Origin of the sequence: Saccharomonospora iraqiensis subsp. paurometabolica YIM 90007 (genome assembly GCF_000231035.2) — a bacterium.
Taxonomy (GTDB): domain Bacteria; phylum Actinomycetota; class Actinomycetes; order Mycobacteriales; family Pseudonocardiaceae; genus Saccharomonospora; species Saccharomonospora paurometabolica.
In genome coordinates, this window is record NZ_KI912213.1 from 17,841 (window position 1) to 30,062 (window position 12,222).

8 protein-coding genes are annotated in these 12,222 nt (G+C 72.0%); 3 read left to right on the forward strand and 5 right to left on the reverse strand.

Annotated features, from left to right (window positions below; translation table 11 throughout):
* Positions 1-220: 220 nt before the first annotated feature.
* Positions 221-1,222, forward strand: coding sequence for a UDP-glucose 4-epimerase GalE (gene galE, locus SACPADRAFT_RS0204705; protein WP_007024804.1), 1,002 nt, complete (start codon positions 221-223; stop codon positions 1,220-1,222).
* On the opposite strand, the gene SACPADRAFT_RS0204710 is transcribed toward galE, so the two are convergent.
* Entirely contained in the window at positions 1,191-2,438 is a 1,248-nt protein-coding gene (locus tag SACPADRAFT_RS0204710) for a DUF4192 domain-containing protein (protein ID WP_007024803.1), read from the reverse strand. The genes galE and SACPADRAFT_RS0204710 overlap by 32 nt on opposite strands.
* An 87-nt stretch (positions 2,439-2,525) precedes the next feature.
* Positions 2,526-4,349 (reverse strand): Xaa-Pro dipeptidyl-peptidase, encoded by a 1,824-nt coding sequence (locus SACPADRAFT_RS0204715; protein ID WP_007024802.1) that lies wholly within the window; start codon positions 4,347-4,349, stop codon positions 2,526-2,528.
* 206 nt (positions 4,350-4,555) lie between these two features.
* Here SACPADRAFT_RS0204715 and SACPADRAFT_RS25640 point away from each other — a divergent pair, with 206 nt between their 5' ends.
* The gene (locus tag SACPADRAFT_RS25640) at positions 4,556-5,527 is read left to right on the forward strand and encodes a serine hydrolase (protein ID WP_157577070.1); all 972 of its coding nucleotides are present in this window, start codon (positions 4,556-4,558) and stop codon (positions 5,525-5,527) included.
* A gap of 57 nt (positions 5,528-5,584) precedes the next feature.
* On the opposite strand, the gene SACPADRAFT_RS0204725 is transcribed toward SACPADRAFT_RS25640, so the two are convergent.
* Positions 5,585-6,034 carry a CBS domain-containing protein gene (locus SACPADRAFT_RS0204725; RefSeq protein ID WP_007024800.1) on the reverse strand — a complete coding sequence of 150 codons (450 nt, stop codon included), beginning with the start codon at positions 6,032-6,034 and terminating at the stop codon, positions 5,585-5,587.
* 95 nt (positions 6,035-6,129) lie between these two features.
* Here SACPADRAFT_RS0204725 and SACPADRAFT_RS0204730 point away from each other — a divergent pair, with 95 nt between their 5' ends.
* Positions 6,130-8,298, forward strand: a complete 2,169-nt coding sequence (locus SACPADRAFT_RS0204730; RefSeq protein ID WP_028662213.1) for a prolyl oligopeptidase family serine peptidase — start codon at positions 6,130-6,132, stop codon at positions 8,296-8,298.
* A gap of 140 nt (positions 8,299-8,438) precedes the next feature.
* Here the strand turns inward: SACPADRAFT_RS0204730 and SACPADRAFT_RS0204735 are convergent, their stop codons facing one another.
* Together SACPADRAFT_RS0204735 and nrdR are read right to left on the reverse strand one after the other, a co-directional pair.
* Positions 8,439-11,345 (reverse strand): vitamin B12-dependent ribonucleotide reductase, encoded by a 2,907-nt coding sequence (locus SACPADRAFT_RS0204735; protein WP_007024798.1) that lies wholly within the window; start codon positions 11,343-11,345, stop codon positions 8,439-8,441.
* 17 nt (positions 11,346-11,362) lie between these two features.
* Positions 11,363-11,878: a transcriptional regulator NrdR gene (gene nrdR, locus SACPADRAFT_RS0204740; RefSeq protein WP_007024797.1), complete on the reverse strand. Its 516-nt coding sequence runs from the start codon at positions 11,876-11,878 to the stop codon at positions 11,363-11,365.
* Between the last annotated feature and the right edge of the window lie 344 nt (positions 11,879-12,222).

The following is a 12,222-nucleotide window of genomic DNA, read 5'->3' on the forward strand; positions in this document are numbered from 1 at the left end:
CGGTGCGGGACGCGGTGGCCGCGGCGTTCCGCCGCGAGGATCTGCGGACGCCGCGCATGTACACGGTCGAACCCTCCCCCGGAGCCGGGCGGGACCGGCCCGGCCGCGGGCGCACACGCGGGTGAGCGGCGGGTGACCGGGCGCGGCACCGGAAACTCGCCGCCCGTATCGTGGCACGCCAGCATCTGGCCTCCCCACCCGAGAAAGGGTTTGTGCGCGTATGCCCACTGACACCATGACGTCGACCAGTCCCCGGAAACTGGTGGTCACCGGCGGGGCCGGCTACATCGGCAGTGTGTGTGCGGCCCGCCTGCTGGAGGCGGGACACGAGGTGACCGTCGTGGACGACCTGTCCACCGGCCACGCGGATGCGGTACCCCCCGGCGCGCGGTTCGTCCGGGGGGACGCCGCCGAGGTCGCGGGAACCCTGCTCGCGGAGGGCTTCGACGGGGTCCTGCACTTCGCCGCGAAGTCCCTCGTGGGCGAGTCGATGCAGGACCCGGGCACCTACTGGCGCGGCAACGTGCTCACCTCCCTCCGGTTGCTCGACGCGATGCGCACCCACGGCACACCGCGGCTCGTGTTCTCCTCCACCGCCGCGACCTACGGGGAGCCGGAGACCACGCCGATCCCCGAATCCGCCGCCACGGCACCCACGAACACCTACGGGGCCACCAAACTCGCCATCGACCACGCGATCACCAGCTACGCGCGGGCCCACGGCCTCGCCGCGGTGAGCCTGCGCTACTTCAACGTCGCGGGCGCCTACGGCGGCTACGGCGAGCGGCACGCCGTGGAGACGCACCTGATCCCGCTGGTGCTCCAGGTCGCCACCGGGCACCGGGACAAGGTGCAGATCTACGGCGACGACTACCCCACCGAGGACGGCACGGCGGTCCGGGACTACATCCACGTGACCGACCTGGCCGACGCCCACCTGCGCGCCGTCGAGCGGGCCGTGCCCGGTGAACACCGCATCTACAACCTCGGCAACGGCACGGGTTTCTCCGTCCGCGAGGTGATCGAGGCGTGCCGCCGGGCCACCGGACATCCCATCCCGGCCGCCGTGGCCCAGCGCAGGGACGGGGACCCGGCCGTGCTCGTGGCGGCCGGCGAACGTGCCCGGGCGGAACTCGGGTGGACACCCCGGCACACCGACCTGACCGGCATCGTCGCCGACGCGTGGGCCTTCACCCGGGACCGGGCGGGCGCGACCTCCTAGGACCGTCGGCACCGTCGTCCTCCCGTGACCCCGGCCTCCCCGGCGGCGGTGGTTCGTCCGGGGCCGGTTGTTCGTCCGGGGCCGGTTGTTCGTCGGGGGCCACTGGTTGGTCGGCGCACAGCGGTCCGTCGTCGACCGTCGTGGCGAGCCGCGCCAGCGTGTCGGGAGGCAGCGCGTGGTCGAGCGCACGGGACAGCAGCTGGGCGAGCACGTGCTCGGGATCGGCCTCCAACGCCTCCGACAGCGCCATGCCGGCGAGGACGCCCTCGCCACGGACGTACGCGGAGTAGGCCAACAGGGTCAGCGGACGTGCCCGGTGGGGGGCGGGGGTGTTCCGGCTCAGCGCCAGCCAGAGGCGCTCGGCCGCGGCGGCGCGGGCTCCGCCCGACGGCAGCGCCGTCGCCAGCCCCGCGTCCCGCACGCGGGGTAGCGCCAACGCCGAGGCGAGTTCGACCACGTCGTCGTCGCCGAGCTCGGGATCGGTCGTCCACGCTCGGGTGAGGGCGGCGGACAGCACCGAGCGCCCGTGGTCCACCGCTCGGGCATCCCCGGCCCCGCGCGAACGGCGCTTCCGCCGTCCGCGGGCGTCGAGCAGGGCGGAACGGCGGGCGAGAACCTCCGACGCGACCGGTTCGAGCTGACGCCCCATGTCACCGCGGTCGCGGTAGGTCACCAGGCCCGCGTGGGTGGTGACGGCGGCGAGCACGGACGCACGCGGGTCGGGAAGCCGTCCCGCGCAGCAGTCGTCGTCGAAGCACCGCCACGGGGCCCCGGCGCGGATCCCGACCGTCCACAGGGCGTGCGTGACCGGCACGCCGACCTCGTCGAACGCCGTCGTGAGCGCGTCGACCAGGACGTGCGCCGCGCGGCCCGGCGCGGACGGGGACCACCCGTGCGGCTCCGACCCGTCCGGCCCCCGGTCGTCCGGATCGCGGTCGTCCGGATCGCGGGGGTCCGGACCGACCACCACGACGGTGACGGCGACGGCGTCGTGCGCCAACGGGGTCCGCAGACGCCGCGCCAGGGCCGTCTCGTCCCCCGGCGGGGGAAGGTCCGCCCGCAGGACGGCACCGATGCGCGTGCCCGTGGGCGCCCGGTGCCCGATGACGAGCACGGAGTCGGTGGGGTGGAAGCCGAGCAGCTGTGGGGTGGCCGCGAGCAGGTCCCCCGGCGAGCGCAGGTCGACCGTGGTCGGTGTCGTGGAAGGCGGTGTCATGGCTCCACGATGGCGGCGCCCGGCCGTCCGTGCGTGCCCGCACAGGGAGTTGTCCACAGCCTCGGCCGGGTGTGGACGACACCCCGGTCAGGCGGGGTCGAACGCCCCGCGCAGACTCCGCTCGCCCCCGACGACCGGCACCGTGACGGAGGTCCGGCGCACGTCGACCGCCAGGCCGGTCCCCGGATCGGGCCGCAACGTGAAGTCGTGATCGCTGGACAGCACCACGAACTCCAGCCGGTGTCCGGTTTCCAGCACGTAGTCCTGCGGTTGCAGATCGAACGCCACCCGGTACGGCACCCCCGGATGCACGAACTGGGTGTGCCCGCGGTGGTGCCGGTTCTGCGGATCCGTCCACCCGCGGGTGATGACGTGCGCACTCCCGTCCGGCGCGCGGTCCACCAGCACACCGGTCACGTTGGCCGCGGGACGGTCGAACGCGATCCGCAGGTTCACCCTCGGCGTGCCGCTCAGCCGCACCGGCTCCCCGGCCGGATCCGTGGCGTAGGCCAACCGGTGCGGCGAGGCGGGAGCGTCCACGAGTTCCTCCACCGTTTTCGTGGCGTCGTCGGTGAGCTCTTCGAACACCGGCCTGCCCCGGTCCGGTCGGGGGCCGAGCCCACCGCGCTCGGGGCCGCCCGCCGTCGGATGCAGGGTGGCGTCCGCGGCACCGGGCGCGGGCCAGTCGGCCTCCCGGGTCCAGGTGCCGTCCTCCCGCTGGACGGTGGCCCGTGGTCCGGCGTCCGCGCCGTTGTCGATGCCGTACAGGTAGTGCGAGAACCAGCGGTTCAGGGTGCTCAGCCAGACGTCCCGGCGCAGGTAGTAGGGGTCGGTGTGGCCGGACTGGTGCAGCCAGATCCTGCGTTCGACCCCGTTGCGGGCCAGCGCCTCGTACCAGTCCGCCACCTGACTGACGGTGACGTTCCAGTCACCGAGGCCGTGCACCGCGAGCACCGACGCGCGCACCCGGTGGGCGTCGTCGAGGTAGTTCCGCTCGTGCCAGAAGGCGTTGTGGTCGCCGGTGACCCGGTCCTGGCGGGCCGCGAGTTCGTCGATGACGGGGCGGCAGATCTCCCGGTCCTCGCGGGTGTAGACGTACTCGGCGAGCACGTCGGCGTCCTCGCCCTGGAAGCCACCCGGTGCGACGACGGCCCCGTTCTCCCGGTAGTAGTCGTACCAGTCGGAGATGGCCGCGATCGGCACGATCGTCTCCAGGCCGTCGATCCCGGTCGAGGCCACCGCGTTCGGCAGGGTGCCGTTGTACGACACTCCGATCATCCCGGCCTTGCCGGTGCTCCAGTCGGCGGTGACGGGGGCGCCCCCGGCGTCCCGCGCCGGGGCCCGCCCGTTCAACCAGTCGATCACGGAGGCGGCGCCGACGGTCTCGTTCTCCCCGCCGGTCGTGGGACACCCGGTGGACTTCCCGGTGCCCAGCGACTCGGCGTAGACCACGGCGAAGCCCCGGGAGAGGAAGTAGTCCTCGTAGCGGGAGGTGATCCGCGGGTCCGGCCCCGCGGGGCGGGTGGGGACGTGCAGTTCCACGTCGACGTCGTGGTTGGTCACCGGGTTACCGCCGGAGAAGTACGGACTCGCCTGATACACCACCGGGACCCGCAGGCCCTGCTCGGTGGCGCGGGGCCGGACCACCTCGACGTGCACCCGGTCGTCGGCGCCGTCCCGGTCGCTGTCGACGTCCGCGCGGACCCATGCCTCCTCGCGCACCGCGTCGCCGGGGTCGAACACCGGCTGCGCCTGCCCGTCCTCGAAGACGGGTTCCGTGGGCCCGGCGGTGGGTTCGACCTCGGCCCCGGCGGTGGGCCCGGCGGTGGGTTCGGCCGTGGCGGTGCCGGCCAGGAGTGGCAGCGCGACCACCACCGCGACGGACAGCAGGGACAGACGTGGACGCGGCACAGGTGACCCCCGGTCGGACGGTTCGCACGGACGGTGAGCGAGTGGTGTCGACCATTGCCGCACCGGTGGTCGGTGTCAAGGGAACCGGCGGGCGGAACCGACGAAAGACGGTAACCGCGCCGATCGCCCCGCCGCGCCGTGTCCCGGCTCCACCACCGTCCGTCGATCGTGTTGAAGCCCGTCGACCGACCGGGTTCCATGGAGATGTGAGACGACGCTCGGTGTCGATCGGGCTGGTCACGGCCGCCCTGGTCACCGTCCTGTCCTGCTCCGGTGGTACCGACCCGGTGCCCGGCGGTGTCGGCGGGCCCGGGGACGCCGGTTCCGGAGCCGCCGTCCCGGCGTCCCCGGGCACCGGACCACGGTCGCCGTCGCACCCCGGGGGGAGAACGGAGGTGGCCGCCGACGTCGTCGCGGCCGTGTCCGGCCGCGTCGCGGGCAGCCGGGTGGGGCTGACCGTGTACGACCGCGCCACCGCACGCACGGTGGCCGAGCATGATCCCGGAGGGCGGTATTTCACCGCCTCGGTAATCAAGCTGGCCATCGCCACCCGGGTGCTGCGTACCGCGGGATGGCGCCCACCGCCCCCGGGGCCCGAGCGGGAACGTCTCGTGCGGATGCTGGCGGCCAGTGACGATCCGGTCGCGTCCGAGCTGTGGGCGCGGTACGGGGGTCCCGCGGTGGTGCACCGGACGGTGGCGGAGGCGGGCCTGCGCGCGACCACCCCGCCCGCCGAGCCCGCGGAGTGGGAGCTGACCGTCACCACCCCGCGCGACCTGCGCATCCTGTACACCTACGTCACCGACGGGATTCCCGACCCCGCCGCCGACCTCGTGCTCGGTGCCCTGTCCGGGGCGCGGACCACCGCCGCCGACGGCCTCGACCAGAGCTTCGGCATCCGGTCGGCCCTGCCGGACACCGAAACGGCGGTGAAGCAGGGGTGGATGCGTGTCGACGGGGAACTGGTCCTGCACACGACCGGGCTCGTGGGGGCGGATCACCGCTACGTCGTGGTGCTGCTGTCCCGGCACCCGGCAGGCACCGACCTCACCACGGCCGCCACGGCTCTCACGGAGGGTGTGGCCACGCTGGCACCCGCCCTGACCGGCATCCGCCCCCCACCGGGCTCGGCCGGGAACGACTGTCCTCCCGGCACCCGCGCCGAGGGCCCCTGCTGAGGCCGACCGGTCCCCGGGCCGGAACGGGCGGCCCCGGCGGACGGCACCGGCGCCCGCTCACCCCGTGGTGTCGAACCTGCCGCCGACGATGTAGGACTCCAACTGCTCGCGGTCCTGCTCCAGTTCGTCCATCCGGGACTTCACGACGTCCCCGATGCTGACGATCCCGGCGAGGACACCGTCCACCAACACCGGTACGTGCCGGATCCGCCGCCGCGTCATCACGGCACTGAGCTCGTCCACCGAGTCCTCCGGGGTGCAGCCCGCGACGTCTGTCGTCATGATGTCGCCGACCCGGGTGGCCAACAGGTCGGTGCCCCGTTCGCGCAGACCGCGCACGACGTCCCGTTCGGAGACGATGCCGATCACTTCACCGGCCGGACCGACCACCACCAGGGCCCCGACGTTGTGTTCCGCCAACCGGGCCACCAGGCCGTCGACCCCCGTGTCCGGGGTGACCGTGGCGACCGTGGAACCTTTGCGCCGCAACAGATCGGCGATCCGCATGGGTCTCCTCCCCGTCGGTGAGCCGGATCACACCAGGCTACCGGGTGTCCACGCTGGGGAAAAGAGCACACGGGACGGCTGGCAGACTCGGTGGGATGAGTGAGGCGCACGTGACGGCGGACGACGACCCGTTCCTCTGGCTGGAGGAGGTCGAGGGCGCTGAGGCACTCGACTGGGTACGGGCCCGCAACGCCGGGACCGTGGACGGGACCGCGCACCGGGAGCCGTTCGACCGGTTGACCGGCCGGCTGCGGGAGGTGCTCGACGCCGACACCCGCATCCCCTTCGTCCGGCGGCGGGGCGGGCACCTCTACAACTTCTGGCGGGACGCGGCCCATCCCCGGGGACTGTGGCGGCGCACCACCCTCGACGAGTACCGCAAGCCGGACCCGGAGTGGGAGGTGCTGATCGACGTCGACGCCCTGGCCGCCGCCGAGGCGGAGAACTGGGTCTGGCAGGGCGCCACGGTGCTGCGCCCCGGCCACCGGCGGTGCCTGGTCGAGCTGTCCCGCGGCGGCGCCGACGCGGCGGTCGTGCGGGAGTTCGACCTCGACCGGCGGGAGTTCGTCCCCGACGGATTCCACCTGCCCGAGGCGAAGAGCGCGGTGTCCTGGATCGACCGCGACCACATCTACGTGGCCACCGACTTCGGTCCCGGGTCGCTGACCGACTCCGGCTATCCCCGGATCGTCAAGGAGTGGCGTCGGGGCACTCCCCTGCGGGAGGCCACCGTCGTGTTCGAGGGTGCGCCCGGGGACGTGGCCGTCGGCGCCACCCACGACCCGACCGAGGGGTGGGAACGCGACCTGGTCCGGCGCGACATCGACTTCTACCGCGGCCGGACGTGGCTGCGCACCGACACGGGACTGGTGTTCCTCGACGTGCCCGAGGACGCCGCCGTGTCGGTGCGCCGGGAGTGGTTGCTGGTCCGCACCCGCAGCCCGTGGTGCCCCGCGGACGTCCGCTATCCCGCGGGCGCGCTGTTGGCGGCCCGTCTGGAGGACTTCCTCGCCGGGGACCGCACCCTGACCGTGCTGTTCGAGCCGGACGCACACACCTCGCTCGACCGCTACGCCTGGACCCGGAACCACCTGCTGCTGGGCACGCTGCGGGACGTGAAGACCCGGTTCCGCGTGCTGACCCCCACCCCCGACGGGTGGCGGGACGCACCGCTGCCCGGGCTTCCCGAGGTGGGCACCGTGGATCTCGTGGGCACCGATCCGTACGACAGCGACGAGTACTTCGTCCAGGTCACCGGCTACACGCAGGCACCGGTGCTGCTGCGCGGCACGCTCGGCACCGGGCCGCCGGAAGCGGCCGGAGCCGCACCGCCGGACACGGCCGGAACCACACCGCCGGACACGGCCGGAACCACACCGCCGGACACGGCCGAAATCACACCGCCGGACACGGCGGGAACCACCGAACGACTGCGAGAGACCCCCGCGTTCTTCGACGCCACGGGTCTGGAGACCGAGCAGCACTTCGCCGTCTCGGCCGACGGCACCCGCATCCCGTACTTCGTCGTCGGCCGGGCCGACCGGCGACCCGGACCGACGCTGCTCACCGGCTACGGCGGGTTCGAGCTGTCGGTGACCCCGTCCTACAGCGGGGTGGTCGGCCGAGGATGGCTGGAGCCGGGCGGCACCTACGTGGTGGCGAACCTGCGCGGCGGCGGCGAGTACGGACCGGACTGGCACAACCAGGCGGTCAAGCGGAACCGGCTGCGGGTCTACGAGGACTTCGCCGCCGTGGCCTCCGATCTCGTCGACCGGGGTGTCACCACCCCCGATCTCCTCGGTGTCGAGGGCGGCAGCAACGGCGGACTGCTCACCGGGGTCATGCTCACCCGCTACCCCGAGCTGGTCGGCGCGGTGGTCAGTCAGGTGCCCCTGCTGGACATGCGGCGGTACCACCTGCTCCCGGCCGGCGCCTCGTGGATGGCCGAGTACGGCGACCCGGACGATCCCGGGGACTGGGCCACGCTGCGGCGGTACTCGCCGTACCACAATCTCGACGCCGGTGTGGTCTACCCGCCGACGCTGGTCGTGACCTCGACCCGGGACGACCGCGTCCATCCCGGGCACGCCCGCAAGATGGTGGCGCGGATGCGCGAACAGGGCCACGACGTGACCTACTACGAGAACATCGAGGGGGGACACGGCGCCGCCGCCGACAACGCCCAGGCCGCGTTCAAGTGGGCGCTGGTGTTCGACTTCCTCTGGCGACGGCTCACCGGAGAGCCCGCCCCGGAACCCGGCTGAGCGAACCCCGCCGACCGCCCCGTCCGGTCGGTGTCCGGACCGTGCGCCGAACACCTCACCCACCGGGTACTCCCGACACCCGCGGACCGACCGGACACCGCGCGGTGCGCGGTGTCCGGTCAGCTCTGCGCGGTGTCCGGTCAGCTGCACCCGGAGGTGGCCCCGCAACCCTCGCAGGCGTAGCAGGAACCGGCCGGGCGCATCTTCGTCCCGCAGGTCATGCACAGCGGCGCGTCGGCCGCCTTGCCCATCTGCAGTTCACGCAGCTCGGTCGTGCTGTGCGCCTCGCCGGAGGGGCCGCCCGCCCCGGAGGAACCGCGGTCCTCGCCCGACCGGTTCGCCCGGCCGTCGTCCGCGCTCTCCGTGGATTCCGCCGACTCGACGGTGCTGCGCAACGTGTTCAGATCCACGTTCTGCTGTCCCGGATCCGCCCCGCCGCCGTAGTCGGCCTCCACCTGGGCGGTGCGCTCGTCCGCGGTGAACACGCCGAGCACGGCACGCTTGTCGTACGGCAGGTAGTCCAGCGCGAGCCTGCGGAACAGGTAGTCCAGCACGCTCGTGGCGATCCGCACGTCCGGGTCGTCGGTCATCCCGGCCGGTTCGAACCGCACGTTCTGGAACTTCTGCACGTAGAACTCCAGCGGGATGCCGTACTGGAGACCCACCGAGATCGACATCGAGAAGGCGTCCATCACGCCCGCCAGCGTCGACCCCTGCTTGCCCAGCTTGACGAAGATCTCGCCGAGACCGTCGTCCGGGTACGAGCCCGCCGTGAGGTAGCCCTCGGCGCCGCCGACCGTGAACGACACCGTCTGGCTGGGCCGCTTCTTCGGCAGCCGCCTGCGCACCGGCCGGTACTCGACGACCTTCTCCGGTTCGGCCTCGTCCGCGGCGTCGGTCTCGTTCTTCTCGTTCTTCCCGGTGGACAGCGGCTGACCGACCTTGCAGTTGTCCCGGTAGATCGCCAGCGCCTTCAGACCCAGCTTCCAGCCCTGGAAGTAGATCTCCTCGACGTCGGCGACCGTCGCGGACTCCGGCATGTTCACGGTCTTGGAGATCGCCCCGGAGATGAACGGCTGCACCGCCGCCATCATCCGGACGTGCCCCATCGGGGCGATGGCGCGCTCGCCGACCGCGCAGTCGAACACCTCGTAGTGTTCCGGGCGCAGCCCCGGGGCGTCGATCACGTGGCCGTGCTCGGCGATGTAGTCCACGATCGCCTCGACCTGCTCGTTCTGGTAGCCCAGCGACCGCAGCGCACGCGGCACCGCGTTGTTGACGATCTGCATGGACCCGCCACCGACGAGCTTCTTGAACTTCACCAGGGAGAAGTCCGGTTCGACACCGGTGGTGTCGCAGTCCATCATGAACCCGATGGTGCCCGTGGGGGCGAGCACGCTGGCCTGGGCGTTGCGCCAGCCGTTGGCGGCGCCGATCTCGTTGCCGCGCTCCCACTCGCGCGTCGCCCGCTCCCGCACGGCGACGTCGTTGCCGTGGTAGGTGCGGATCAGCTCGTTGGCCGCCGCGTGCTTGCGCATCACGCGCTTGTGCCCCTCGGCGTTGCGGGCGTATCCCTCGTACGGGCCGACCACACCCGCCATCTCGGCCGAACGCCGGTACGACACCGCGGTCATCAGCGAGGTGATCGACGCGGCCAAGGCGCGACCGCCCTCGGAGTCGTAGGCGTGGCCGGTGGCCATCAGCAGCGCGCCCAGGTTCGCGTAACCGATCCCGAGCTGCCGGTACTTCCGGGTCGTCTCGGCGATGGCGTCGGTCGGGAAGTCGGCGAAGCAGATCGAGATGTCCATCGCCGTGATGACCAGCTCGACCGCCTCGGCGAACCGCTCGGCGTCGAAGGTGCCGTCGTCGCCGAGGAACTTCAGCAGGTTGAGCGAGGCCAGGTTGCAGCTGGAGTTGTCCAGGTGCATGTACTCCGAGCACGGGTTCGACGCGGTGATCCGCCCCGACTCGGGGCAGGTGTGCCAGTCGTTGATCGTGTCGTCGTACTGCAGGCCCGGGTCGGCGCACTCCCACGCCGCACGGGCCATCTTGCGGAACAACGGTTGCGCGGGGGTGCGCTCCAGCACCTCACCGGTCATCCGCGCACGCAGGCCGAACTGCTCCCCGGTCTCCACGGACTGCATGAACTCGTCGGTGACCCGCACCGAGTTGTTCGCGTTCTGGTACTGCACCGACGCACTGTCGCTGCCGCCGAGGTCCATGTCGAAACCGGCGTCGCGGAGCACGCGGATCTTGTGCTCCTCCTTCGCCTTGGTCTCGATGAACTCGTCGATGTCCGGGTGGTCGACGTCGAGCACCACCATCTTGGCCGCCCGCCGGGTGGCACCGCCGGACTTGATCGTCCCGGCGGAGGCGTCGGCGCCGCGCATGAACGACACCGGCCCGGACGCCGTACCACCGGACGAGAGCAGCTCCCGGGACGACCGGATCCGGGAGAGGTTCAGTCCCGCGCCGGAACCGCCCTTGAAGATCAGACCCTCTTCCTTGTACCAGTTGAGGATCGACTCCATGGTGTCGTCCACCGACAGGATGAAGCACGCGGACACCTGCTGCTTCGAGGTGGTCCCGACGTTGAACCACACCGGCGAGTTGAAGCTGAACACCTGGTGCAGCAACATCCAGGTCAGCTCGTGCTCGAAGATCTCGGCGTCGGCCGGAGCCGCGAAGTACCCGTGCTCGGTCCCCGCGGCGACATAGGCCTTCACGACCCGGTCGATGAGCTGCCGGAGGCTGTACTCCCGTTCCGGACTGCCGTCGGCACCGCGGAAGTACTTGCTGGTGACGATGTTGGTGGCGTTGACCGACCAGAACTCGGGGAACTCCACCCCGCGCTGCTCGAAGTTGACCGTGCCGTCACGCCAGTTGGTCATGACGACGTCGCGCTTGACCCACCGCACCTCGTCGTAGGGGTGTACACCCTCGGTGGTGTGGACACGCCGGATACTCAGCCCCTTGCGTGCGCCCGCGCTCTGACGCTTCTTGCCCTTGTGCGGGGCGTCTGCGCCGGCCCCCACGGTTTCTGTCATGACTCCCTCTCCCGCGTTCACAACTGGCGGCGACGTCCCGCGTCGTCCGCGCTTCTGGCGCTGTCGTCCGGTTGGTCCGTCGAATCGGCGATCACCTCGCGCAGCCCCCGGATCTCGGCCTCGAAATCCTCGATCGAGGAGAAGGCGCGGTAGACACTGGCGAACCGCAGATACGCCACGGTGTCGAGCTCCCGGAGCGGACCGAGGATCGCCAACCCCACCTCATGGCTCGGCACCTCGGCGACCCCGCTCGCCCGGACGGTCTCCTCCACCCGCTGCGCGAGCTGCTGGAGGGCGTCGTCGTCGACCGGGCGTCCCTGGCACGCGCGCCGCACACCCCGGACCACCTTGTCCCGGCTGAACTGCTCGGTGACCCCGGAGCGTTTCACCACGGCGAGGACCATCGTCTCGGACGTGGTGAACCGGCGACCGCACGCCGAGCAGGACCGGCGTCGCCGGATCGCCTGCCCCTCGTCCACCTCGCGGGAGTCGACGACCCGGGAATCGGTGTTCCGGCAGAACGGGCATCGCACCCTTCTCGCACCTCCCTGCGCACGTCCCCGCGCACATTCACGCCCGCGTCGGAGCTGACCGGAACGGACCGCCCGCCCGCGAACCCTACCGCGATGGTACCCCAACTTGTGGACCAACTACAGCAATGTAACTACTAGATGTGGGGGTCGACTCTATGGGGCGGCGGACACCGGCGCAAGCCGACAACCGCGCCGCGGCAGGTGACGACCGACATACCGGTGACCCCGACCGACGTGCCGGCCGGGCGCCGTGCGGAGAGCGCAGCGGCTCGCCCGGGCACGACGTCCCGGGCACGACGACCGGAGCGGCGCCGGAGACGACCACGACATCAGGGGACTCGCCG